Here is a 23,776-nt window from a genome sequence, read left to right on the forward strand (position 1 = left end):
TTTTATGAGCCCATACCGCAGCTTATATAAGATTAAACATTTGTCTAACCGTCTGTATAACAAGGCGTTAGGTCGTTTCGATCGTGTATTTAATTTTTTTTCCGGGAATGTTGGTATCGACCTAGGGACGGCAAACACCTTAGTTTATGTCCGAGGTCGAGGGATTGTTCTTAGTGAACCTTCCGTTGTGGCTGTAGATGCACAGACTCATGCGGTCTTAGCCGTAGGTCATAAAGCGAAGGCGATGTTAGGGAAGACCCCGCGGAAAATTGTAGCTGTTCGTCCCATGAAGGACGGTGTCATTGCGGATTTTGAAATAGCAGAAGGGATGCTAAAAGCCCTCATTAAACGAGTGACTCCTGCTCGTAGTATGTTTCGTCCGAAAATTCTTATTGCTGTTCCCTCAGGAATTACCGGTGTTGAAAAACGCGCTGTTGAAGATTCTGCTTTGCATGCGGGAGCACAGGAAGTAATTCTGATTGAAGAGCCTATGGCAGCAGCCATTGGCGTCGATCTCCCTGTACATGAACCTGCAGCAAGTATGATTATTGACATTGGGGGAGGGACAACAGAAATAGCTATTATTTCTCTTGGAGGAATTGTAGAGTCGCGTTCTTTGCGTATAGCAGGGGATGAGTTCGATGAGTGTATTATTAATTATATGCGCCGCACATACAATTTAATGATCGGTCCGCGGACAGCAGAGGAGATCAAGATTACTATAGGTTCTGCTTATCCGTTAGGTGATCAGGAATTGGAGATGGAAGTACGCGGACGCGATCAGGTAGCTGGGCTGCCTATCACGAAAAGAATCAATTCCGTAGAAATCCGGGAGTGCTTAGCAGAACCTATTCAGCAAATTATAGAATGTGTACGGTTGACTCTAGAGAAGTGTCCTCCAGAACTCTCTGCAGATTTAGTAGAGCGTGGGATGGTGCTAGCCGGAGGAGGAGCTCTGATTAAAGGGTTAGATAAAGCATTGAGTAAAAACACCGGGCTCTCTGTTATTACAGCGCCGCATCCACTTTTAGCGGTCTGTTTAGGTACAGGGAAAGCTTTGGAACATCTGGATCAATTGAAGAAACGAAAAGAGAGTTTAGTATGACCGGCGATTGGATATCTAAGATAACTCATTCAGGATTAAAATCTTGGATAGAAGAAGTAATTGCTTTGGTGTCACCTGACGACGTAAGGTTATGCGATGGTTCAGAAGCCGAATACCAACAGCTTTGCCAGCAGATGCAGGATGCTGGGGTGATGACCCCTCTAAATCCTGAGCTGCATCCTAACTGCTTCCTCGTTCGTTCTTCTCCTAGTGATGTCGCTCGTGCTGAACAATTTACTTTTATTTGTACCAAGACTCAAGAAGAAGCTGGTCCAACAAATAACTGGAGAGATCCTCAAGAGATGCGTGCAGAGCTGCACGCATTATTCCGAGGGTGTATGCGAGGTCGCACACTCTACATTGTGCCTTTTTGTATGGGGCCTTTGAACTCTCCATTTTCTTTGATTGGTGTTGAGATTACAGACTCTCCTTATGTTGTATGTTCTATGAAGATCATGACGCGTATGGGAGCTTCTGTTTTAGCGATGTTGGGTTCTAATGGGACTTTCTATAAGTGTTTACATAGTGTAGGGAAGCCCTTAGCTCCTGGAGAGAAAGATGTAGCATGGCCTTGTGATCCTGAGCATATGCGTATTGTCTATTTCCAAGATGACAGTAGTGTGATGTCTTTTGGTAGCGGATACGGAGGCAACGCATTGCTAGGTAAGAAGTGCGTAGCTTTGCGTTTAGCTTCTTATTTAGGACATCAACAAGGTTGGTTAGCGGAGCATATGTTGATTATTGGGGTGACTAACCCTGAAGGAAGGAAGAAGTATTTTGCTGCGGCGTTCCCTAGCGCTTGTGGAAAAACGAATCTCGCTATGTTGATGCCTAAGCTGCCAGGGTGGAAGGTGGAGTGTATTGGGGATGACATTGCTTGGATTCGTCCTGGTAATGATGGAAGATTATACGCAGTGAATCCAGAATTTGGATTTTTTGGAGTGGCATTAGGAACTTCAGAGACTACAAATCCTCACGCACTTGCCACTTGTCATGCGGACTCACTATTCACGAACGTAGCTTTGACTGCTGATGGAGATGTATGGTGGGAAGGTAAAACTACCACGCCTCCGCAAGGTATGATTGATTGGAAGGGTCGAGCTTGGGTCTCTGGAGGGGAGCCTGCAGCACATCCTAATGCGCGTTTTACAGCTCCGTTGGATCATTGTCCTTCTTTAGATCCGCAATGGAATAATCCTCAAGGGGTTCCTTTAGAGGCGGTCATTTTTGGTGGAAGACGTACAGAGACCATTCCTTTAGTATATGAGGCGTTAAGCTGGGAGCATGGGGTGATGATGGGGGCAGGGATGTCCTCAACGACAACTGCCGCGATTGTAGGGGAGTTGGGTAAGCTGCGACATGATCCTTTTGCTATGCTTCCATTTTGTGGCTATAACATGGCAGCTTATTTCGAGCATTGGTTGTCGTTTGCTACTAAAGGTTTGCAGTTGCCTAGAATTTTTGGTGTCAACTGGTTCCGTAAGGATGAGCACGGGCAGTTCATTTGGCCTGGGTTCTCAGAAAATCTTCGTGTATTGGAATGGATCTTCCGTCGTACGGATGGAGAGGATGCCATTGCGCACCGTACTCCGGTAGGATATTTACCTACAGCAGAAGGGCTTAATACATCGGGGCTTGATCTATCCGAGGATGCTTTGCGAGCTTTGTTGACTGTAGATGCGCAGGGTTGGAAAGCTGAGGTCAGTAATATTCGGAAGTATTGTTCGATTTTCGGAGCTGATATGCCACAGCGTATTCTTGAAGAATTATCCAGAATAGAAAGCGAATTGAAATAATTAAAAAGAAACGAGTTTTGATTATTCTAGTTTAGATACTATTGTTTTTCTGTTTTAAAAAACATTTTTTATTTTTAAAATTAGAAAAACAATAGTTTTCTGGATGATCTCGTGTCAATACAACCTACATCCATTTCTTTAACTAAGAATATAACGGCAGCTTTAGCCGGAGAGCAGGTCGATGCTGCTGCAGTGTATATGCCGCAGGCTGTTTTTTTCTTTCAGCAACTGGATGAAAAAAGCAAGGGGCTGAAACAGGCTTTAGGATTGCTCGAAGAGGTTAATCTAGAAAAATTTACACCGTCTTTAGAAAAATCACCTACACCTATCACTACGGGAACAACGAGTAAAATTTCCGCTGATGGGATTGAGATTGTTGGAGAGCTTTCTTCAGAAACAATTTTGGCAGATCCTAATAAAGCTGCAGCTCAGGTTTTTGGAGAGGGGCTTGCAGATAGTTTTGATGATTGGCTCAGATTATCTGAAAATGGGGGGATTCAAGATCCTACAGCAATAGAAGAAGAGATTGTTACTAAGTATCAAACAGAACTCAATACTCTGCGCAATAAACTCAAGCAACAATCTTTAACAGACGATGAGTATACGAAGCTTTATGCTATTCCTCAAAACTTTGTTAAAGAGATAGAAAGCTTAAAGAATGAAAATAATGTGAGGTTAATTCCCAAAAGTAAAGTCACTAACTTTTGGCAGAATATCATGCTCACTTACAACTCGGTAACCTCGTTATCAGAACCTGTTACCGATGCGATGAATACGACTATGGCGGAGTACTCTCTTTATATTGAGAGAGCTACAGAGGCTGCCAAGTTGATACGGGAGATAACCAACACGATCAAAGACATTTTCAATCCAGTTTGGGATGTGCGTGAACAAACAGGAATTTTTGGGTTAAAAGGAGCTGAGTATAACGCTTTAGAAGGCAATATGATTCAAAGCTTGCTTAGCTTTGCGGGTCTATTCCGGCAGTTAATGAGTCGTACTGCAACAGTTGATGAGATAGGCGCACTTTATCCTAAAAATGATAAAAACGAAGACGTCATTCATACTGCTATTGATGATTATGTGAATTCTTTAGCTGATTTGAAAGCCAATGAACAGGTCAAACTCAACGGTCTGTTGAGTTTAGTATATGCTTATTATGCTAGTACTTTAGGTTTTGCTAAGAAGGATGTATTCAATAATGCACAAGCTTCTTTTACAGATTATACTAATTTTCTAAACCAAGAGATCCAATATTGGACGCCTAGAGAGACTTCAAGTTTTAATATCTCCAATCAAGCATTGCAAACCTTTAAAAATAAGCCTTCGGCTGATTATAACGGCGTATATCTTTTTGATAATAAAGGATTAGAGACTAATCTCTTTAATCCTACGTTCTTCTTTGATGTTGTGAGTCTCATGACAGCTGATCCTACGAAGACTATGTCTCGACAGGATTACAATAAGGTGATTACAGCCTCGGAATCCAGTATTCAGAAGATTAATCAGGCTATTACCGCTTGGGAACTAGCTATTGCAGAATGTGGGACTAAAAAAGCGAAGCTCGAACCATCCAGTTTAAATTATTTTAATGCTATGGTCGAAGCGAAGAAGACCTTCGTAGAGACCTCTCCAATACAGATGGTCTATTCATCTTTGATGTTGGATAAGTATCTTCCGAATCAGCAGTACATATTAGAGACATTAGGAAGTCAGATGACTTTCTCTAACAAGGCTGCTCGGTATTTAAATGATATCATTGCGTATGCAGTTAGCTTCCAAACAGCTGACGTCTATTATTCTTTAGGGATGTATCTTCGACAAATGAACCAGCAGGAATTTCCTGAGGTGATTTCTCGTGCTAACGATACTGTGAAAAAAGAGATAGATCGGAGTCGTGCGGATCTCTTTCACTGTAAAAAAGCTATCGAAAAGATTAAAGAATTAGTGACTTCTGTAAATGCGGATACTGAATTGACCTCATCTCAGCGTGCAGAGTTATTAGAGACGTTAGCTAGTTATGCTTTTGAATTTGAGAATCTCTATCACAACCTCTCTAATGTTTACGTCATGGTTTCTAAGGTACAGATTTCTGGCGTAAGCAAGCCTGATGAAGTGGATGAGGCTTTTACTGCTAAGATTGGATCGAAGGAATTCGATACTTGGATTCAGCAGCTTACAACATTTGAAAGTGCTGTGATTGAAGGTGGGCGTAATGGTGTGATGCCTGGGGGAGAGCAGCAGGTTTTACAGAGTTTAGAGAGCAAGCAGCAAGATTACACGTCGTTCAACCAGAATCAGCAATTAGCTCTACAAATGGAGTCCGCAGCGATTCAACAAGAGTGGACTATGGTAGCAGCAGCCTTAGCATTAATGAATCAGATTTTTGCTAAGTTGATCCGTAGATTTAAATAAAATCGTTTTAGAGGGCAAAAACGATTATGAGAAACTATCCGATTCCAGAAGGACAAAAGTATTTTGTTCCAACAATAGAGACTGCGGCTCCTCGAGAACGCAGAGTCTCCCCTGCAGAAGTAGCAGCCGACTACACGCAGTTGCATGAGGCGGCAACGTATCTTCAAGTATTTCAAGATTTATTGAACGATGCGCATCAGTTAGGACTAAATAAAGAGTTCGTAGAGAGTTTGCGTCAAGATTTCTTAAAAACAGGCTCCGAGATGTCTTTGATGCAAGCTCTATGGACTGAAGAGAGTCAAAGAGAAGCGCGTAAGAGAGAGAGAAAAGAGCTCCAGCAACAACTAGAGTCCAAGGTACTAGGTCCTCAGGCATTAACGACTGCTGAGGAGTTGCATCCTGTGGATGATAGTATTGTGAATAAGATGCCTTTTCAATCGGCTTTTGCGTATATCCTTCTTGATAAGTATATTCCTGCACAGGAAGAGGCTCTGTATGCATTAGCAAGAGAGCTCAGTTTTTCAGGGTATGCACAGACATTATTTAGCCCAGTTTTAGAGTTAGTGAAAAGTTTTAATAACGCGCCTATCGTTTACAACTTAGGCTCTTACATTGGGCAGACAGCAGGAACTGCGAACTTTAAATATGGCTATCAGATGGTCTTGGATCGTTATGAAACAGAGACTGGCCAGTTGAGAAAGGATATTAAAAATGCTGAGAATGCCAAGCAGCAGCTGGCACAGATTATTAAGAACATAGAGGCAAATAATTCTTTAACGACAGAGCACAAGACTCAGCTCAAGGATATGGCAAATGGGTATATTCAGACTTTAGATGTCTGTATCTCCCAAATGCAAGAGCTGTCTACTGGATTGCGAGGATTATCATTTATCCCTGGTAGAGATGAATACAGCCCTGCTTATGAGATTATGGGATCTTCTTTTTCCGTAGTTACTTTACAAAACTTGGAAGGGAAGGTTGTCGATGGGGAGATCAATATTTCCTCTGGAGAAACGAAAGGTGGGCTTTTAAACTTCTTTACCTATTTTCTTGCAGACGTACAGAATTTTGGAGATTTAGCACAAACGAATCAGTTGATGTTAGAACTACAAATGCGAGCTATGCATCAGCAATGGAGTTTAGTTACAGCCTCTTTGAAACTCTTACATAATGTATATAGAACATTGGCTTCTAGCTAGACATGAGAGAAGAGGGTTCGGGGGGTTAGAATTGGAATCCTCCGGAGACGTTCACAGCGCGCTGGCTTCCCCATCTTCCTTCTACGTTGTAGAAGAAGTTATCGGCGACATAGTTTGTCGCTCCGATGCAGATGTTTCCACGATGAGAGCTGGTAATTTTACGAACTTTAAATTTGAGGTTAGTGAAGCGATCTTCTAATTTTTTGAAGCTGTCGTCCGGAGCTTGGCGAGAAACACTCCCTATAGAAAACGCTAAGTAAGGAAGAACGTAGTCATTCACATAGGTAGTAAGACCTACGCAGACACTCCACTCCTTGAAGTTCAGTTTCCCATCCGAGTCAGCGATGAATACTTCTGGATTAGCTTGACTGTTTGCAATGATGTAGTCAATAGGGCAAGAAGCATGGCGATAGTCTGCACCGACGCCTACAAAGGAAACGCCATCTTTCCATATGACTTTTTTCAAGCTAACATCCCAAACAAATCCGTAATTGGACTGTACTTCAATCATCCCGTCCGTAACTTCTGATTCAGAATTGAGAGGTTCCGAGGTGAAGTCTCGATAGGCATTCATGGGAAGGCGGTAGTATTGTTTCAGTCCTCCTACTTTCACTTCGAAACTCACATCAAACAGAGGAATCGCGCTCAGCGAACGATCAGGAAGGGAAAAAGCTACAGCTACACAGTTTGTATTGAGATTACAGTTCACGAGATCGAAATTTCGCGTTTTGGTTGTCGAAGTAATATCAGGAGAAGGACCAACCCCAGCTGTTGTCACAGAGGTAACGACAGGGACATCTTTTACCTGAGCTTCTTCTGAAAAGATATAATCTCCGCAGAAGCAGAGCTTCAGGTTACCGGACAGTGCGGATAGTACATCATAAGAATTACATAAATCGAAAGAACAGGCATTTTTCTGTTCAATATTAATCCCCGGGATGACTGGAAACGCCGGATTCCCCGCAGGCATAGCGTCTAATGAAGTAGATGCGATCCCTAAAAAAGATAGGAAAGTCAAACGGAGATAGTTCACTAGCTTGCTACTCATTTAGTCAAGGGCCTTTCTTTGTGGTCTGGGACTGATCCGTATCTTTAGCAAATGCCAAAAAATTGTACAAAGGAAAAACATCGTCTCTCTAGCAGGGAAGGCGTTTTAGTCTTTTCTCATTGAAGAAGAACCTTACAAATATTCTTCTTTTGTATCACGTTGGAGAAGCTGAGCGATCCCTTCCTGAATATCGAGATTTTCGTAGAGAACGCGATAGACGCTGGTGGTAATCGGCATGTCTATTCTGTGGTGTGTAGCAATTTGATGAGCAGAGAGAGCCGTGTACACCCCTTCGACCACCATACCAATTTTTGTTTTAGCCTGTTCAGGAGTCAGGCCTTCGGCTAGCAATTTCCCAAAGAGGGTATTTCTACTGAAAGCAGAAAAGCTGGTGGTACAGAGGTCTCCTAGACCTGCGAGCCCATTCAAGGTATCTGGACGGCATCCCATGATGGTGGCAAATTTACGAATTTCATGCAGACCTCGGGTAACAAGTCCAGATTTAGCATTATCCCCGAAGCGGAATCCGTCAGAGATTCCACAAGCTATGGCGATTACATTTTTCAGTGCTCCTCCTAACGCAACTCCTTTTAGGTCGCTATTAGGATAGACACGAAATGTAGGGGTGAGAAAAGCTCGATGAATTTGTTTTAGAGTATCAGGGTTATACGCACTGATAACAACTGAGCAAGGGCATCCACGAAGGACTTCACTGGCAATAGAGGGCCCACTGAGATAGCCTAGATGTTGCGCGGCGGGACGGCCAAATATTTCTAAAGCGATTTCGCTTAGGAGTAAGCCTGTATTTTGTTCGATACCTTTTGATGTGATTACTAGAGGAACGCGAAGCTCTGTCAAAGCTTTGAGTTGTGTTAGAACAGGTCTCATTCCTGCTGAGGTCACTCCTTCTACAATCATCGTCGCTCCATCTAGAGCTTCTTCCATGTGGGATGTGAAAGAAAGATTCTGAGGAATGGAGATATGAGGAGCTGCTGGGTGTCGACGTTGCACAGACAACTGTTCGATCAGTGCAGGGTTTCTTGCCCATCCCACTACACGATGACCATTATTAGCAAGAAGATTGGCGAGGGAAAATCCCCACATGCCCATTCCTAGGTAGGCTATAGTCTCTTTCATGAGGCCTCAATAATTGTTTCCTGGAAAAATATCTTAGTTTCCCACTCTAAGGAAGTATGGGAGGAAGGGTAATAAAAATCCGCTTCTAATTCAAATATTGTATTTGGAGAAAGTTTTCTTTCCGTAACAGCAGTAAATAGAGCATGTTCTCTTTTGCGCATAGCTTCTCGAACTGTTGCAGGGCTATGGTTCCCTTCATAGTTTTTGAGAGGAGCAAAGCATTCGTGGCGAGGATATACAATGGCTTGACTGTGTTCGCTATATTGGAACAAATCAAAAATAAATTCTTCGAACTTCCAAGCATTTTTTTCAGTGGTAGAGGGATGTAATTGCTTAGCATGTTTATTCGCTTTGTAAAGAGGAAGAGGTTGGTATGCTGTTTGCGCTAGAAAGTCCATAGATAGACAGTACAAGCCGATATTTGCGAGTTTATAGGTGAGATCTCCCTCTGTAGTTTTCACGCAACGTTCTTTAGTAGTGAGTGTGGAGTATTCAACAACTGCAATTTTTTGTTTTGCTAATTCGATTAAGACTCCGACATCTTCTTGTGCACTTTGTCGTAAAGTAGTTTTGATAGTGACATCATTGTGTTCCGCTGCATGAAAGCCAACGAGTTCTCTATCAAAAGGCAATGCTAAGGGATTATCTATAGGGATTACACTAACCATTTCTATCCCTGCTTGATGCCATTTATCCCAGATTCCTGAAGATTGTAATAATGTGGATAGACAGCCATTCCCTGTAGGTCCGAGAGATAGACGATCTTCAGATTCTAGGAACAGATCTCCGGATAAAGAAAGGAGAGGCCAGAGCGGCTGGCAAAAAAAATCTACTTGGGAGGGAGACAAATTAAAATAGTCGTTAGTAGCAAAGTAAGAGAGGGTCTGTTTATGATTAAGAGGGGAGGTCATAATCGCTAATGGCAATGGTCTCCCTACCCATTTGCTAGCCGCGGCTACCTTCTCTGCAACTAGTTGATAAAGAGGTTTTTTCTTTACAGAGGAAACAGGATAGAGCCCTTTGGGCCCATCAAATTTTAATCGCGATCCTTGGCCACCAGCTAATACGACGCAACCAACCTTACCTCTTTGCAATAGCTGGAAGCCCAGCTGGGCATAAGCAGGGTTGTCGCCAGCATAGTGTACAGGGGATAAGGGAGTATATTCTTGATGAGAGGCTTGAGGATTTTGTAGTAACGCTTGCTGACGAAGAAAAAAAGGAATATCGATTTGAGCGATTTGAGTGCCTAACCGTAGCCTTTGTTGAGGGGATAACGAAGGCCAATACTCTAATAAATGCTCCTGTTGAATAGGAAGCAGCTGATCCAATAGAAATGATAAATCTACATACGAGGAGTCGGTCATTGTAGGTGGCCTTAGTTATTCGCGCTCTTTATAGGATATTTACTGTCATGGATCTTTTCGATAATTTTTCTTTGGTCTAGTTGTTTTTGTATGTCGCCATAAGCATCTTTCAAAGACGTTTTCAGGGTCTGATGCTGTTTATATAGAGAAGTTTGCTCTCTTTGTAAATGTTCTAAATGTTGGTCATATTCATGGGTATATGACCGACATAGGAATTGTTTGTGCCTTGTTAAGGAAATTTTCGCGATGTGCTCCTGTATTTGTTGTAAGCGATGTTCTATTGTGGAGAGCGCTTTTTTTACTGTTTCCAACCGTGTACGTTTCTTGAAAAGCTCAATAGTGAGCAGTTTAGACAGATCTTGGAGTTTTTTATTCATGTTTCAACAGTTGGCACAGTTGTTCAATAGTTTCATGAATAGCTGAGTAATGAGAATAAGGTTGAGATAAGAATTGTTTTACGGAGGGGAGCAAACGAATGGCTCTATCGAGGTGAGCATCTTGTCCTGAGACATAAGCTCCTAGTTGGATGATATCAATAGCTTCATGATAGGCTTTGAGTAAGGAGAGAAGCTCTTGAGCTGCAGCATAATGATGAGGGAGAGCTAACTGACGAGAAGACCGCGAAAGGCTCGTTAATACATTGATAGGAGGAGAAGAAAAGCTTTTTTCTTGAGGGGAGAGAAAGAAATGCCCATCCAGAAGAGATTTTACATAATCAGTAAAAATATCTGGATGGTTTGCGTAATGCAAAATGGCATAAAAAGATGTGATAGATCCTTTATCATTATTCCCAGCACGTTCTAGGAACTCTGCAACATGATGGAAAACGGATGCAGCATAGTGGTGTGTAGATAGTGTCTCTCCTCTCGCGATCGCTACTTCTTGAAGGGATTCTATCCATCTAGATAAGGAATCCATAGTAAATAATACGCGAGCTCCTTGATCTCGAAAATATTCTGCGATTGTGATTGCTGCGCGGCCTGCAATGACTTTGCTAGCTGCAGTTTCATAAGCGGTAGAGGCGATGATAACGGTACGTTGAGCGGCTAGGCCTTCTTTGTGTTGGTTGACATAGTCGCGCACCTCACGACCACGTTCTCCTATTAGGGCAATGACATTGATTGTCTGTTGGGAACCCTTTGCTATCGTAGACAGAAGAGAAGATTTCCCTCCTCCAGGCTCTGAAAAGATGCCTACGCGTTGTCCTTCTCCTATGGTAAGTAGGGCGTCGATTGCGCGGATACCTGTAGGGAATACCTCTTGGATCGGAGTACGCGACATAGGAGAAGGGGGAGAAGAAAATAGAGGGGAAAGGTTCGTTTTAGGGAGCTGAGGTCCTCCATCTAAAGGGTTCCCGAATCCATCAAGGACTCTTCCTAAAAGATGGTTGGATAGAGGAAGAGAGGCAGGCCTGCGTAAGGGAACTACTTCGGCTCCTATGGCAAGATAGTATATGGGAGTCAGAGCGAGTAATAATGTCGTGCGATTGTGAATGCCAATTACTTCAGCTAGAATAGGGTCTGACCGAGATAGAGAAATTTGACAGAGTTCTCCTAAGCATGCGGAGAGCCCTTGAGCTTCCAGAAGAGATCCTGATATGCGTGATAAAATCCCACATTCTCGATACGGGCGCCATTGATGGATCAACAGAGTTTCTTCTTGTAAATGAGTCATACCATGTACGTGGTTGGGGGATTCCTTGGTTTTTTAGGATCTCTCGTACGTAATGTTTGTAGCTGATGCCGCTTTATGGAGTGAGTACACTCAGTAGATGGGACAGCTCTTCCCCGATGTCTTGTCTCAGAATTCCTGAAGGGAGTTCTATTTTATAGCTAGCTTTCTTGCATAAAGGATCTGCAATGAATTCGATATTTTTGAGTAAGGGAACATCGTGAAGGATTAACCATTTAGATAGGTTTGAAAGATCTTCAGGATGTAAACCTATTTTTATGGGAGAGACGGCATAAGTAGCTAAATGATGTTGCAGAGCTGCGGAGATTAGGAGAGCAAGTTCTTCTGTACAGGCAAGCTTTCTGTACAGAAATTTTTCACAGACGAGGACAGCAAGTTCAAGAAGCTCAGGTTTTAGTTTCTGAGATAATTTTTCGATTTCAGAGAGAAGATGGACAGATAATTTACGGAACACCTGAATAAGAGAAAGAAGCTCATGGGAGAGAGCTTCTTGCTCAAAGAGAGGTGTTTCTATGGGTAGTTGTGGGTTATCTAAACACGCTAGGGAACGAAGATGAGGAGAAGCCACGTAATCCTCCAAGTGTTTATGTTCTTAACTTTAACACAGCACTCTTCATTTCTTCAGGAAGTTTATTAAGAAGTTCTTCCGCTTTTGCTGAGTCTAGATAGGAGAGAATCAATGCAACTTTTTCTGGGGATTCTCTTTTCATCATCTCTATCAGCTTTGGTATATTTATGCTCTGTATTTTTTCTTTCTGTTGAGAGACATGGTCATAGGTATGAAAAGCAAGATAGAAGGTAGCAAAGCCTAGAATTCCAAGGCTTAGTAACACAATAGTAATACTCAAGACAATTGAGGATAGGCGAGAAGTTTTGTGTGCTACGGGTTTTAGGAAAGGGACAATATCTACAGACGGATGCATTTCTGGGAATGCTGAGAGAATCTCTTGCATATGCGAGAGCAACTTAACACGTGCACCTTTAGGAAGAGTATTGAGGTAGTCCTCATCGACGAGAAGTTGCAAATGGCCTTCATCCGCTACAGGAATATAGTTTAAGGCGAAATGCGTTTGAGGAAGAATCGTTTGTAGTGAGCGTTCTAATGAGGTAGTGAGTAGGGTATTACTTTGTTCGAAGAGAGGGGAGTAGAGATTACCATGCTGATCGGACAAGGTGATATATTCTTTAGTTAACCCAGGGACGCTGCGTGTCAGGTAATCAGTGATTGAGTGCACGAGTGATGGGGATAATGTCGAAGCCTGAGGAAGAGAAAGGATCACGGAGATTTCTGCTAAGGAGTCTTCTTCTTGGGATAGAGCAACCGTTGCTTGGAGCACAGGCTCAAATAGAGTCAGATCTTTTTCTAATTGCTCTTTCTTTGCTTGGATTTCTATCGATTGAAGATTCCCTAAATGGGAGAGCTTCAGCCAATGTGAGGGTTTTTTCTCTGTAGAGGCTACAGTAGGGGTAGGCTGAGGAGAGGATGGTTTATACAACATGATGAAGCCAATAAGAATAGCTGCAAGAAGGTAGCCTAAAGATTTAGTGGAGGCGATCTTATTTTTTAGAAAGCGAGGTAGCACCGGCATTCTCCATGAAGTAAGTTCTTACAAAAGCTCTACGTATAGGTTGAGGAATAGAGCAAGGGTAGAGCCCGCTAAGTATCCTACAAAGAAAAGGATGAAAAAGAAGGCTTCTTCTTGTGAACAAGAAGAAAATTAGCATCCGGGATGACCGAGAAGCTCAAAAGGGACTCTCAATTAAAAGAGCCCTTTTGTCTTCTGTAACAAAAAGAGGCTATTAAAAACAATAGGTTATCTAAGAAAGATTTCGATAGGATTTTGAATCAGTTTAAAGGGATTTAAAATAGTAGAGACTGTTCGTCCACTTTTATTTCTAATAAAGGATAAACATGAGCTCGAAAGAGCTGCCCTATCGAATTGAGAGTAGATCCTACAGAGGATAGACAGGACGAACAATTTCCTGAGTAGGCAATGGTTACAGTAAGCCCTTCGAAATGAACGATGCGAACATCTCCGGAATCCACGGCGACGAGAGGTGTTATTTTCTCTTTCATCATAGTATTCAATGCTGAGAGCTGTTCGTCATGGGAGAGAGCTCCCCACTCTTCTGTGGAGTAGGGATTCCCTTCGCTAAGCTGAGATAGTGCATCTTTGAAAGGGAAAGGGCTGTCATTCACGGGAATATCCACACATTGTTCAATAGCAATGTCTAAGGCATCTATGACTAGATGGTAGAGAGGAGAGAGGTCTTCTAGGAAAATGGAAGGGTGCGCGTGTCCGCGGACTTCTTGGTCTAGATCATTAATTGTGATTTTATACGCTTCGGCAAAAGTTTTCCCAATGACTAAAGAGCAGGTGGCTTCAGCGAGTACAAGGAGATAAGGGTGTCCGAAATATTGAAATTTAGCTTCACGGATTATGCCATTGGTTTTGTCTACCAGCCAGTAGAACAGCAAAGTGTTTCCCATGAGTAGGTGCCCTTGCTTTCCTATGACAAGTTGTATTTCTTCATCCTCTTGGTCATGCGATAGGGCTCCGCCATGTTTAGGTTGGAAGAAAAAGCGTAAGGATCTTGCAGGGAAGCTCCCCCATAAGGGGAAAGGATAAAATGGAATCATCATAAGGATTGAGTAACCAGTGGTTGTAGGTGAGAGATCCCTTCTTGTAAGGCGGTTGCTAATGCAGAGAAGTGTGTAGTAGGAGTACGTTCAGTAAAAGATACGTGTAAAGCGCTGTGGCATAAGAAGGGAGAGATGCCCGAACTTTGTAAAATCTGCGATAGAGGCTGGAAGCGTTCATAGCCTAACCCTACAAAAATATTTTTCTGGGAAAGGAAAAATCCTAAGGACTCTGCAGGGATACCAGGAATAGCAAAGACAGCGACATTAGGGAGACGAGGGGCACTGTCTTCCAAAAGGAATTCGACTTGAGGAATAGCGGAAAGAGCCTGTTTAAGAGCTGCTCGAGAAGAAATAGCAGAAAGCACAAGAGAGGAGAAAGCGGTTGTACGTTCCTGACAGGCAAGAGAAAAAGCTGCAAGAGAACTCAGGCAGGTAGGGACTTGTGGATTACTAGGAAGCCATAAGGAAAAATATTTTGTTAAAGCGGGAGAAATAAACATCGCTCCTGAGGGACCAATCCCACCAAGAGACTGTGAAGAAAAAGTAAGGATATCTGCTTGATAGAGTTCTGTGGGTAGCGCGCATCTTCCTAAGATATCACTCAGGTCTATGTGGAAAATTACCCCGCGTTCTTTACATAACGCAGCAAGCTCAGGGATCGCTTCCAGAAATCCTGTCATACCATTCGCAGCAGATATGGAAAACAGCAAGGTCCGCGGGGAAAGAGCTTCTGCTAGATCGGATTCTTTTACGCGGCCGTTTTTGCTGGTTACCCAATCATAGGTTGTCCCTAAGTTTTGCCGACGGCAGAGAGCATTAATGATAAATTGTTGCTCGCAAGAAGGAACAAGAAGGTGATTACGCCCCTGGAAGGCATTTTGGTTTTCCAGAAGAGCGGCCACGATAATGGCCGTGACATTCGGGTAATGAAGAATAAAATGAAAGGTAAAAGCCTTCTCCTGACACCCTGTGAGTTTGCGGGCAGAAGCTTCAGCTTCTGCTTGTAAAGTCAGAATGGAGGTATTTGCGCTGTACGAAAATACGTCTGCGTAACGTTGAAAAGCCTCCTTCACCATTTCGGAAGGAGGGATGGCTTGTTGGTTGTTTAACCAAGAGAAGGAGCGTGTTTCGTGAATTTTTGTCCCGTCCATTCGTATACAATAGGCTGTCCTGTTGGCAACTCCAAAGAGAGTACTTGTTCTTCAGATAATTTTTCTAGGTCCATAATTAAGGAGCGCAAAGAATTCCCGTGAGCAGAGATAAAAATATTTTTCCCTTGCTGAAGGAGAGGGAAAATTCTCTCTTGAAAATAGGGGAGGGTTCGTTGCCCTGTATCGAAAAGACTTTCGCCCTGAGGAGGGGCAATGCGGTAGCTTCGGCGCCACAGTTTTACCTGTTCTTCTCCGAATTGAGCAGCGACTTCTTGTTTATTTTTTCCTTGAAGTTCTCCGTACATGCGTTCATTGAGAGCGCTAGATTGAAAAAGAGGGATCATCTGCTCCATTTCTTTTTGACTATGAATCCGGCTCATGTCGGGGCGCTCTTCATGAACGATATAAGGAACTTTTTGAGAGCTGTGGTTAGTCATTGCTAACAGGGCTGTTATCAAACTTCTAACCAAGGTGGAAGTGAAGATGCAATCAATAGGAAGATGTTTAATAGATTCTCCAGCGGCAATAGCCTCTTGAATTCCTTGTTGGCTAAGAGGGATGTCTACCCAGCCTGTAAACAGATTTTTTTGATTCCATACGGATTGGCCATGGCGTAGCAAGATAAGAAGCGTCATAGAGAGCAAGATTTAAGGATGATTACGAAAGGCTTCATCTTCCTTGTTTGCGGATTATCTTTGCAAAGATTTTTTACCTTATAAGGGAGGGGGGAACTCTTCATTTGTGAGCCTCTTTGAGAGGAGAACTTCTTCTGGACTCTCTACTGAAATCTTGATATGATGGAGGGTCGTTTTTATTTTTACCCTTGAATCTAAGAGAGTTCCCGGTGTTGTTTCGGAGAGAAGGTTTCTTAGATAGTCGCTTATTAGTGAGCTTCAAAATATTAAGCAGTCGAAAGACAAGAGGACTGGCATGGCAAAGGTTCGCCTCAATAAATTTTTGGCATCAGCAGGAGTTGCTTCGCGAAGAAAGTGTGATGAGATCATTTTTGCCGGGTCTGTTACCGTTAATGGTAGGGTGGCTGCAGGCCCCTTTGTGACTGTTGATGAGGAGTTTGATTCCGTAGAGGTAGGGGGACAGCGTATCGGTGCTGAGAAAAAAGTGTATTTCATGGTGCATAAACCTCTTGGGTATCTTTGCTCTTCTGAGCGTAAATTTCCTGGATCAAAGTTAGTGATTGACCTGTTGTCGCACTGCCCTTACCGGTTGTTCACTGTGGGCCGTTTGGATAAAGAGACCTCAGGCTTAATTTTGGTTACGAATGATGGAGAGTTCGCTAATCGGGTGATTCATCCCTCTTTCGGTATTACCAAAGAGTATTTATTGAAGGTAAGTCGGGATGTCACAGCGCGAGATTTAGAGACTTTGATGGCAGGGACTGTGATTGATGGGAAAGTGGTACGTCCGGTTTCAGTTAAGAAAGTCCGCCGCGGGACTATTAAAATTATTGTGAATGAAGGGAAAAAACACGAAATTCGTCTTTTTGCAGAGGCTGCAGGGTTACAGCTTCTGGAACTTAAAAGGATTCGCATAGGGAGCTTGGTATTAGGGGGCTTACCTTATGGAAAATATCGGGAGTTGACCGATTCTGAGTTAGATAGTTGCTTATCAGGGAAATCTGTGGCTCTCGTCGCTTAGATTAGAAAGAGTTTTGGTCCTTAAGAACAAAAAGAGGGAGGTCTTTCTCCCTCTTTTTTTTATTTAGAGGTACACTCAGGAATTAGGGGCTTGTAGATAACGAAACTCGGGAGCGGATATGCTTTTTTGGGGCATTTTTAGTTTGTGCTTAGGAGGGTTATTCGGGGGTTATTGTCGCTTGCGCTATACAGCAAAGGCTCTTTTGTTATCCTGGCGACAACTCCTTCGGCTTGCCTTAAAAAAAAGAGAGGTTTTACAAGAGATCGCAGCGTTGCAAACATTCCCTCTCCTTCGTTTAGAAGAGGAGATAGCCTTTTTAAAGCAAGGCTCCTTCTATTCTTTGAAAGAATTTCTTAAAGCTAGTGATGCGGATGGAGTTACTTTCTATGAGATGGAACGATTTTTTACTCTCCGATTGAAACAGACATTAGCATCGTTGCAAGAAAGTTTGCATCAAGAGGCTGTCCAGCATTTAATGGAAGAACTACTTGCGTATGAGAATGCGTTTTCTTTTGAGGCCTTTGCTTTCGAAAAAGCCGCGGAAACCTATACGACTCTTCACGGTCATCCGGTAATCCAATTTTCTGGGAAACTTTTTCGTTTTCCGCAAATCTCCTTTCCGCCTTTAGATGAAGCGATATAGATACGAATAGGAGCTGTACGAGATGAATGAAAGAAATCTATTATGAAATAGCACGTACGGAATCAACGAATACGACAGCAAAAGAGGGGCTTTCTTTGTGGGATCCCTATGCTCTCACAGTGATCACGACCAGAGAACAAACGGCGGGAAGAGGGAAATTTGGAAGGGTCTGGCACTCCACAGATCAAGATCTTTTGGCTTCGTTTTGTTTCTTTTTAAGTGTGAATAATGTGGACAGTGCTTTGTTATTTCGTATAGGGACAGAAGCCGTGATGCGTCTCGGGGAATCGTTAGGCATTCAAGAAGCTGTCATGAAATGGCCTAACGACGTGTTAGTTCAGGGGAAAAAACTTTCAGGAGTGTTGTGTGAGACCATCCCTGTTAAGACTGGAACGTGTGTCATTATTGGTATCGGTGTGAATGGTAATGTGGGTGCTGATGAATTGCTAGGTATTGATCAGCCTGCAACGTCTCTCCAGGAATTGATAGGGAGGCCTGTAGATATGGAAGAACAGCTTAAGCGGCTCACGAAAGAAATCAAGCATCTTATCCAGACGCTACCGTTATGGGGGCGAGAATAAGGATAGTTAGTATTTTGCAAAGCGTCGACTGTAGATGCTTTGTAAAATACCTAAAGAAGCCATAGTAGAAATTACAGAAGAACCTCCATAAGAAATTAACACCAAGGGGACTCCGGTAATAGGCAGGAGACCACTCATCATGCTGACATTGATAAGTACGTGCATGACCAGGTGTACGGTCACTCCTCCAGCTAAAAATCGTCCAAAATCATCAACCGCGACAGCCACAGTACGGCAGCCGAAACAGACTAAGTTGTAAAACAACCATAATACGAATAAGAGTCCTAATAGTCCGAATTCTTCTCCTATAGCAGGGAACACAGAGTCTGTATATCCGTAAGGAAGCCAGCCCCTCCCTGCGAATTCGCCAGATTTCCATCCTTGGCCTTTTAGCCCTCCTACTCCAATGGAAATAAGAGAGGCTCTTTGGTGATGGTTGGAAGGGCTGAGCCGTTCGTACTGATATTCTTTTAATACTTTAAGAGCGTAAGGTTTTACCTTGTCATGAGGGATAATCCCAGAGAAGATTAGTAGAGAGCAGAACATGCCCAAAGCGACAAGCACAGAACAGACTTTGACTAGTGGAGGATAGATATTTCCGAGATAAAAAATGGTAAGGGCTATTGGGCATAGCACCAAGGCTGTTCCCAGATCCGGTTCTTTCAAGATAAGCAGAAAAGGAATCCCCACAATAATACATGCAACGAATGCTGTCGTTTTAGAAGAAATCCGTGCTTTGCGCATCTCTAGAATATAGCTTAGCATAATGACAACGACAAGTTTGGCATATTCCGAAGGTTGGACGCTAAGATTAATAATGGGTATGCGGTACCAGCGGTGTACATTTTGTACAGCGGGCACGAAAAATAGTCCAATAAGACTGAAAAGAATCAAAGAATAGAGAACCCAAGCCCATCTTTTGAATTGATGGTAGTCTACATACAAGCAAATGAAGTAGGCACACCATCCTAGAGCAAAGTGATCCAACTGTTTTTTGCTTTTGGCAGAGAACAGCCCTCGTGAAGTGTGGACTAACATAGAAGAGGGATCTTGAGAAGAGATCACAATCACACTTATGCTCATAAGTAGAATGATGACTACAAAGACCCACAAGTTCACTTGACGCAAGTATTTTGTTTTTTTCATAACAGGGATGTTATTCGCGTCCTTCCCGCAAGGGAAGGAAGTCTTGCTGTTCTGCCTACAGATATTCCTTCATTATACAACTCGTAAGCAGTCATGTGTTTTTTAAAAGGCGAAGAGCGTTAAGTCCCACGATCACGGTGCTCCCTTCATGCAAAATCACAGCAAGCCATAGGGGGATCACTCCCATCGATGCTGGTCCTGAAATAAATAAAATAATTGCTAGAGCTAAAGCAAGATTTTGCGAAACAATCCGACGAGTTTTCTTTGCTTTATCAATAAGCCAAGGGAGAGAAGAAAGCCCTTGGTTTAAAAGCACCACATCCGCGGCTTCTATTGCTGTTGCGCTTCCAGCTTCCCCCATGGCGATTCCTACAGTAGCCTGAGCCAAAGCGGGAGCGTCATTGATGCCATCTCCTATCATCATGATCTGCCGTGATTTAGCAAGTTCTTGAATTTTCGAGAGCTTGTTATCAGGAGTCAGGTCGTAGAACACTTCATCGATACCCAGAAGTCGAGCTGTATTTTCGGCGCTGATACGATGGTCTCCTGTGAGCATACATACAGGATACCCATTCTTTTTCAAATAGGATACGATATCTGCAGCATCGTGGCGTGGGACATCCCGGAAATAGAAAAGGGAAACACGTTTGCCTAAGCAAGCTATAGAACATGTGTCGCCGCGTTCTTGAGCTTGCTGAGCGCGTTCGCGAAGCTGTTCACGGTATTCTTCAGGAACGTAACGTAGCGCCGTCGAGACGCGCCCTACAAAGGCTTGTTCTCCGTTAAATTCTCCGCTTACGCCCTCTCCTGGTATCGTTGTGCATTGTGTCGCTGGTAGCGACCGAACTTGCTTCTCAGTGAGGTAGTTGACAATGGCTTGAGCAATAGGATGAGAGGACGACTGCTCCATAGCCAATACGCAAGAATAAAACAGAGGCGATTCTGGACCAAAATCTTCGCATCCTGAACAGGTTAAATCTCCTGTAGTAAGCGTTCCCGTCTTATCCATAACTACAGAATTGCAGGAGACTAGACGATCTAAGACTACGCCGCCCTTAAGCAAGACACCATGTTTAGCACAAGCATTAATAGCGCTAAGATAAGCAATTGGAATAGCTATGATAAGAGCACAGGGAGAAGCTGCAATTAAAAATGCTAGAGCGCGGTAAAAGGCACTGTCTGGTCCGAGGAAAGGCAGTGTTGTGAATAGAGAGCCTCCTATAGCTATACATGCTGAGATAGCGAAGATGGTTAGAGCATATGTTGATGAATAGCGGTCCAAACGTTGTTGTAATTTAGGTTTGGAGCTTTGCGCTTGAACAACCAGATTGATGATATGAGCAATCGTGGATTCTGCACCGATGCGGAGGACCTGGAGATCAAAGCTCCCTTCTAAGTTATGAGCCCCTGCAGGAATAGTATCCCCAATGCCACAAGATTTAGGGATCTTTTCTCCAGTTAGATGCATGAGATTAATAGAAGAGGCTCCTTGAATAATTTTCCCATCTAAAGGAACAACCTCTCCGCTTTTTACTCGGATAATTTCTCCAACTTTGACGTTTTGCACTAAAACTTTTTGCAGGGATCCGTCTTGCTGAACGACCCAAGCTACAGTGGGTGCTAAATGTTTTAAGGAAGCGAGAGTACTTTTAGCCTTTCCGGAGACCATCGCTCCTAAGGATTCTGAGATGGCAAAGAGGACCAAGAGCAAAGCTCCTTCCAAAGCCCCTCCAATGAAGATAGAACCAAAGGCTGCCGATGTCATGAGAATATCAATGTTTACGGTTCTATCCAGAATATCTTCAAAGGATTTAATGAGAGCGGGAGTTCCCGCTAAGAAAAAAGTAAGAATGAGAAGTAAAGAGGAGAGAGCCTGATATCCTATCCAATGAGAAAGAAGCGATCCTAAGTATAAAGCCAAGGAGATATAGGCAGATTTTAAGGTTAAATTTTGGCTTAAACGACGGTTTTTTTGAGAGAGCAGAGGGCTATTCTCTTCCGCCATCCCTGATTCAAAAAAATAGCTGAGTAATTCTCGAGAAAATGGAGAGGAAAAAAGTTGCGGAGACATAGGCCACCTACTAAGAGTATGAACTAAAATAATCGGATCAAAGAGCAGCAGAGGCTAATTGCAGTAATAAACATCCCTACTCCCCAGACAATGGCAGGGGCGATCGCGTTTTTTATCAGGCGCGTTTTCACAGCGAATAAAACGCCTATCATGAAGGAAGCTAAAATCGCTGCGATTGTATAGCTTACAGCAAGTGTAATTGGGGCAAATAGGAGTAATCCAAGAATCCCGCCAAGCGCTTTAACGTTTCCTTGCTTGAGGGGATGAGGATAATCTTCCAATTGAATATGCAACTCTTCTCGGAGCATCGTACTTAAGAGAAGAGAGGAGTCGGAACACACAAAATCGAGCATTTGTGAGATCAGCGGCTCCTGAAATCCTTGATTTGCATAAAGCACCGCTAATTCTATACGTTCTTGTTCTGGGTTTGTCTCGATCTCTTTCTTTTCCTGTAACATATTTCTATGCGTCAGTTCTATGTAGGCCCATGCTGCTTGAGCTCGCTTACAGCTGGTATAAAAAATCCAACTGATCCCAGTTGCGAATAGGATTTTTCCATAAGAGGTTACTGGGATTGCAGGGACTAGAAAGAAGATGGTGCGAATAAAAAATAGAAAAACACCACAATCAATAGCATCACAAGTCAGGTGATACCAATAACCTTTTTTTGTCTGATGAGGCTCTCCTTTGCAGACTTTATGCAAATCTTGAACTTCTTTGACATGATCCTCCGGAGATAAGTTACCGAAGTGCTCGTATTCTGATGCCATCGTGCCGCTCCTCTAGCTTTCTATCTCACTATAAGGTTATCTTACCGTTTTGGGTAGGAGAATCTCTTGGTTATTCATATAGGGGCGAAGAACAGAAGGAATGACGACAGAGCCATCCGCTTGCTGATAATTTTCTAAAATAGCGACCAACAATCTTGGCGTTGCCAATCCAGAGCCGTTTAGAGTGTTAACGAAGTGCAATTTACCTTGAGCATCTCGATAGCGTGTTTCGGATCGTCGAGCTTGAAAATCTCCGCATTTAGAAATAGAGGAGACTTCATAGAACGCTTTTTGTCCTGGGAGCCACACTTCTGCATCGATCGTTTTCTTAGCAGTGAATGACATGTCTCCTGTGGAAAGTAAGGAAAGCTGATAGGGGAGTTGCAGTTCAGACAGAATTTCTTCCACAACATGAAGCATTTTTTGATAGACAACTTCTTCTTGTTCCGGAGTAGTGAAAGCAAACATTTCTACTTTGTGGAACTGATGGACTCGCACAAGTCCTCGTTCGTGAGCTCCTCCAGCGCCAGCCTCTCTGCGGAAGCAGGGAGTAAATGCAGCATAACAGAGAGGGAGATCTTGCTCATTTAGAATTTCTTGAGAATGGAATCCATTGAGGACGACTTCTGCTGTCGGGATAAGGAAAAGAGACTGATCTCCATCCTCAACACGGTAATACTGTCCATCGAACTTAGGAATTTGTCCTGAACCGAAGAGAATATCTCGTTTAACAAGTAAGGGAGGGAGCCACAATTGAAAGCCATGTGCTTGCTGTTTATTCAGAAGATAAGTAAGCAGAGCCCATTCTAGAAGAACTCCTTCATTACAATAAGCCGGCCAGCCAGACCCTGTAGTTTTGGCAGGGAGTTTAAAGTCTAAAATTTGCAACGCTTCATTAAGTTGCATATGGTGTTTGGGAGGGAAAGGAAAAGTAGGTACCTCACCGTGGCCTTTAATCACTTGGTTTCCTGTTTTATCAGGAGAAACTGGAACATCTTCATCTGGATAATTAGGCAGTCTCGCCATGAGATCTTCTAGAAGTGCTTCCTGTTCTTGCAAAGTTGTTTCAAATGCAACGAGTTGATCTGCAATAGTATTCACTTCTTGAATCAAGGCGTCAGCATTTTCGTTAGCAACTTTAGCTTTATGAATCTGACCAGATAATACCTTACGCTTTGCAAGCAGAGCTTCTGAATCCGCCTTTAACTGACGCACAGTTTTATCCAAGTCTAGGAGGCGTTCTAAAGAAATAGCGGGATCTTTTTTTTGAAGACGGCTTTCGCACTCTTTTGGTTCCTTGCGTATTAATCGTATATCTAACATCCTTGCATCTCTCTCGCTATCTGATTTTTCAGGTT

At 43.1% G+C, this 23,776-nt stretch carries 21 protein-coding genes; 7 read left to right on the top strand and 14 right to left on the bottom strand.

Going from position 1 to position 23,776, the window contains the following annotated elements; all coding sequences use genetic code 11:
• Positions 1-4: 4 nt before the first annotated feature.
• The 4 genes from CTA_RS03855 (at position 5) to CTA_RS03870 (ending at position 6,515) form a co-directional block, all read left to right on the top strand.
• Positions 5-1,105: a rod shape-determining protein gene (locus CTA_RS03855; protein WP_009872085.1), complete on the top strand. Its 1,101-nt coding sequence runs from the start codon at positions 5-7 to the stop codon at positions 1,103-1,105.
• Positions 1,102-2,901, top strand: coding sequence for a phosphoenolpyruvate carboxykinase (GTP) (locus tag CTA_RS03860; protein WP_011324844.1), 1,800 nt, complete (start codon positions 1,102-1,104; stop codon positions 2,899-2,901). The genes CTA_RS03855 and CTA_RS03860 overlap by 4 nt, the downstream gene beginning before the upstream one ends.
• Positions 2,902-3,012: 111 nt before the next feature.
• Positions 3,013-5,316 (top strand): CT620/CT621 family type III secretion system effector, encoded by a 2,304-nt coding sequence (locus CTA_RS03865; protein ID WP_011324845.1) that lies wholly within the window; start codon positions 3,013-3,015, stop codon positions 5,314-5,316.
• Positions 5,317-5,342: 26 nt separating this feature from the next.
• Entirely contained in the window at positions 5,343-6,515 is a 1,173-nt protein-coding gene (locus CTA_RS03870; protein ID WP_011324846.1) for a CT620/CT621 family type III secretion system effector, read from the top strand.
• 25 nt (positions 6,516-6,540) lie between these two features.
• On the opposite strand, the gene CTA_RS03875 is transcribed toward CTA_RS03870, so the two are convergent.
• From CTA_RS03875 to CTA_RS03920, 10 genes are all read right to left on the bottom strand, one after another.
• Positions 6,541-7,563, bottom strand: coding sequence for an outer membrane protein B (locus tag CTA_RS03875; protein ID WP_010725314.1), 1,023 nt, complete (start codon positions 7,561-7,563; stop codon positions 6,541-6,543).
• A gap of 132 nt (positions 7,564-7,695) precedes the next feature.
• Positions 7,696-8,700 carry an NAD(P)H-dependent glycerol-3-phosphate dehydrogenase gene (locus tag CTA_RS03880; RefSeq protein WP_010725315.1) on the bottom strand — a complete coding sequence of 335 codons (1,005 nt, stop codon included), beginning with the start codon at positions 8,698-8,700 and terminating at the stop codon, positions 7,696-7,698.
• Positions 8,697-10,064: a UTP--glucose-1-phosphate uridylyltransferase gene (locus CTA_RS03885; RefSeq protein ID WP_010725316.1), complete on the bottom strand. Its 1,368-nt coding sequence runs from the start codon at positions 10,062-10,064 to the stop codon at positions 8,697-8,699. Before CTA_RS03885 ends, CTA_RS03880 begins: the two co-directional genes overlap by 4 nt.
• A gap of 11 nt (positions 10,065-10,075) precedes the next feature.
• Positions 10,076-10,441, bottom strand: a complete 366-nt coding sequence (locus tag CTA_RS03890; protein WP_010725317.1) for a hypothetical protein — start codon at positions 10,439-10,441, stop codon at positions 10,076-10,078.
• A complete protein-coding gene (locus CTA_RS03895; RefSeq protein ID WP_009872093.1) occupies positions 10,434-11,738 on the bottom strand; it encodes a type III secretion system ATP synthase in 1,305 nt (434 codons plus the stop codon). Before CTA_RS03895 ends, CTA_RS03890 begins: the two co-directional genes overlap by 8 nt.
• 73 nt (positions 11,739-11,811) lie before the next feature.
• On the bottom strand, positions 11,812-12,336 hold the full coding sequence (locus CTA_RS03900) for a hypothetical protein (RefSeq protein WP_009872094.1): 525 nt from the start codon (positions 12,334-12,336) through the stop codon (positions 11,812-11,814).
• Positions 12,337-12,340: 4 nt separating this feature from the next.
• Positions 12,341-13,345, bottom strand: a complete 1,005-nt coding sequence (locus CTA_RS03905; protein WP_011324847.1) for a type III secretion system protein — start codon at positions 13,343-13,345, stop codon at positions 12,341-12,343.
• Positions 13,346-13,617: 272 nt separating this feature from the next.
• Entirely contained in the window at positions 13,618-14,400 is a 783-nt protein-coding gene (locus CTA_RS03910; protein WP_010725321.1) for an iron-sulfur cluster assembly scaffold protein, read from the bottom strand.
• Complete coding sequence (locus CTA_RS03915) at positions 14,397-15,551, bottom strand: aminotransferase class V-fold PLP-dependent enzyme (RefSeq protein ID WP_011324848.1); 1,155 nt, start codon at positions 15,549-15,551, stop codon at positions 14,397-14,399. Before CTA_RS03915 ends, CTA_RS03910 begins: the two co-directional genes overlap by 4 nt.
• Complete coding sequence (locus CTA_RS03920) at positions 15,506-16,186, bottom strand: 2,3-bisphosphoglycerate-dependent phosphoglycerate mutase (protein WP_009872098.1); 681 nt, start codon at positions 16,184-16,186, stop codon at positions 15,506-15,508. Before CTA_RS03920 ends, CTA_RS03915 begins: the two co-directional genes overlap by 46 nt.
• 295 nt (positions 16,187-16,481) lie before the next feature.
• Here CTA_RS03920 and CTA_RS03925 point away from each other — a divergent pair, with 295 nt between their 5' ends.
• The 3 genes from CTA_RS03925 to CTA_RS03935 all read left to right on the top strand — a co-directional run bounded on the left by CTA_RS03925 (position 16,482) and on the right by CTA_RS03935 (position 18,431).
• Complete coding sequence (locus tag CTA_RS03925) at positions 16,482-17,207, top strand: pseudouridine synthase (protein WP_009872100.1); 726 nt, start codon at positions 16,482-16,484, stop codon at positions 17,205-17,207.
• Between the two features lie 118 nt (positions 17,208-17,325).
• Positions 17,326-17,850, top strand: a complete 525-nt coding sequence (locus CTA_RS03930; protein ID WP_009872101.1) for a hypothetical protein — start codon at positions 17,326-17,328, stop codon at positions 17,848-17,850.
• A 26-nt stretch (positions 17,851-17,876) separates the two neighbouring features.
• Positions 17,877-18,431, top strand: a complete 555-nt coding sequence (locus tag CTA_RS03935; RefSeq protein WP_009872102.1) for a biotin--[acetyl-CoA-carboxylase] ligase — start codon at positions 17,877-17,879, stop codon at positions 18,429-18,431.
• Positions 18,432-18,437: 6 nt separating this feature from the next.
• Here CTA_RS03935 and CTA_RS03940 read toward each other — a convergent pair whose 3' ends face one another.
• The 4 genes from CTA_RS03940 to serS form a co-directional block, all read right to left on the bottom strand.
• The gene (locus CTA_RS03940; protein WP_009872103.1) at positions 18,438-19,577 is read right to left on the bottom strand and encodes an FtsW/RodA/SpoVE family cell cycle protein; all 1,140 of its coding nucleotides are present in this window, start codon (positions 19,575-19,577) and stop codon (positions 18,438-18,440) included.
• A 91-nt stretch (positions 19,578-19,668) separates the two neighbouring features.
• Entirely contained in the window at positions 19,669-21,648 is a 1,980-nt protein-coding gene (locus tag CTA_RS03945) for a cation-translocating P-type ATPase (RefSeq protein WP_009872104.1), read from the bottom strand.
• Positions 21,649-21,671: 23 nt separating this feature from the next.
• Positions 21,672-22,418: a VIT1/CCC1 transporter family protein gene (locus tag CTA_RS03950; protein ID WP_009872105.1), complete on the bottom strand. Its 747-nt coding sequence runs from the start codon at positions 22,416-22,418 to the stop codon at positions 21,672-21,674.
• Between the two features lie 36 nt (positions 22,419-22,454).
• On the bottom strand, positions 22,455-23,741 hold the full coding sequence (serS, locus tag CTA_RS03955) for a serine--tRNA ligase (protein ID WP_009872106.1): 1,287 nt from the start codon (positions 23,739-23,741) through the stop codon (positions 22,455-22,457).
• Positions 23,742-23,776 lie beyond the last annotated feature (35 nt).

The sequence above is a fragment of the Chlamydia trachomatis A/HAR-13 genome (assembly GCF_000012125.1).
Lineage (GTDB): Bacteria > Chlamydiota > Chlamydiia > Chlamydiales > Chlamydiaceae > Chlamydia > Chlamydia trachomatis.

What these genes read in the sequence shown, in the direction of transcription:
- CTA_RS03855 (WP_009872085.1), top strand. Translation starts at nt 5, where the DNA reads ATGAGCCCATACCGCAGCTTATATAAGATTAAACATTTGTCTAACCGT.
- CTA_RS03860 (WP_011324844.1), top strand. Translation starts at nt 1,102, where the DNA reads ATGACCGGCGATTGGATATCTAAGATAACTCATTCAGGATTAAAATCT.
- CTA_RS03870 (WP_011324846.1), top strand. Translation starts at nt 5,343, where the DNA reads ATGAGAAACTATCCGATTCCAGAAGGACAAAAGTATTTTGTTCCAACA.
- CTA_RS03875 (WP_010725314.1), bottom strand. Translation starts at nt 7,563, where the DNA reads ATGAGTAGCAAGCTAGTGAACTATCTCCGTTTGACTTTCCTATCTTTT.
- CTA_RS03880 (WP_010725315.1), bottom strand. Translation starts at nt 8,700, where the DNA reads ATGAAAGAGACTATAGCCTACCTAGGAATGGGCATGTGGGGATTTTCC.
- CTA_RS03885 (WP_010725316.1), bottom strand. Translation starts at nt 10,064, where the DNA reads ATGACCGACTCCTCGTATGTAGATTTATCATTTCTATTGGATCAGCTG.
- CTA_RS03890 (WP_010725317.1), bottom strand. Translation starts at nt 10,441, where the DNA reads ATGAATAAAAAACTCCAAGATCTGTCTAAACTGCTCACTATTGAGCTT.
- CTA_RS03895 (WP_009872093.1), bottom strand. Translation starts at nt 11,738, where the DNA reads ATGACTCATTTACAAGAAGAAACTCTGTTGATCCATCAATGGCGCCCG.
- CTA_RS03905 (WP_011324847.1), bottom strand. Translation starts at nt 13,345, where the DNA reads ATGCCGGTGCTACCTCGCTTTCTAAAAAATAAGATCGCCTCCACTAAA.
- CTA_RS03910 (WP_010725321.1), bottom strand. Translation starts at nt 14,400, where the DNA reads ATGATGATTCCATTTTATCCTTTCCCCTTATGGGGGAGCTTCCCTGCA.
- CTA_RS03915 (WP_011324848.1), bottom strand. Translation starts at nt 15,551, where the DNA reads ATGGACGGGACAAAAATTCACGAAACACGCTCCTTCTCTTGGTTAAAC.
- CTA_RS03920 (WP_009872098.1), bottom strand. Translation starts at nt 16,186, where the DNA reads ATGACGCTTCTTATCTTGCTACGCCATGGCCAATCCGTATGGAATCAA.
- CTA_RS03925 (WP_009872100.1), top strand. Translation starts at nt 16,482, where the DNA reads ATGGCAAAGGTTCGCCTCAATAAATTTTTGGCATCAGCAGGAGTTGCT.
- CTA_RS03930 (WP_009872101.1), top strand. Translation starts at nt 17,326, where the DNA reads ATGCTTTTTTGGGGCATTTTTAGTTTGTGCTTAGGAGGGTTATTCGGG.
- CTA_RS03935 (WP_009872102.1), top strand. Translation starts at nt 17,877, where the DNA reads ATGAAAGAAATCTATTATGAAATAGCACGTACGGAATCAACGAATACG.
- CTA_RS03940 (WP_009872103.1), bottom strand. Translation starts at nt 19,577, where the DNA reads ATGAAAAAAACAAAATACTTGCGTCAAGTGAACTTGTGGGTCTTTGTA.
- CTA_RS03945 (WP_009872104.1), bottom strand. Translation starts at nt 21,648, where the DNA reads ATGTCTCCGCAACTTTTTTCCTCTCCATTTTCTCGAGAATTACTCAGC.
- CTA_RS03950 (WP_009872105.1), bottom strand. Translation starts at nt 22,418, where the DNA reads ATGGCATCAGAATACGAGCACTTCGGTAACTTATCTCCGGAGGATCAT.
- serS (WP_009872106.1), bottom strand. Translation starts at nt 23,741, where the DNA reads ATGTTAGATATACGATTAATACGCAAGGAACCAAAAGAGTGCGAAAGC.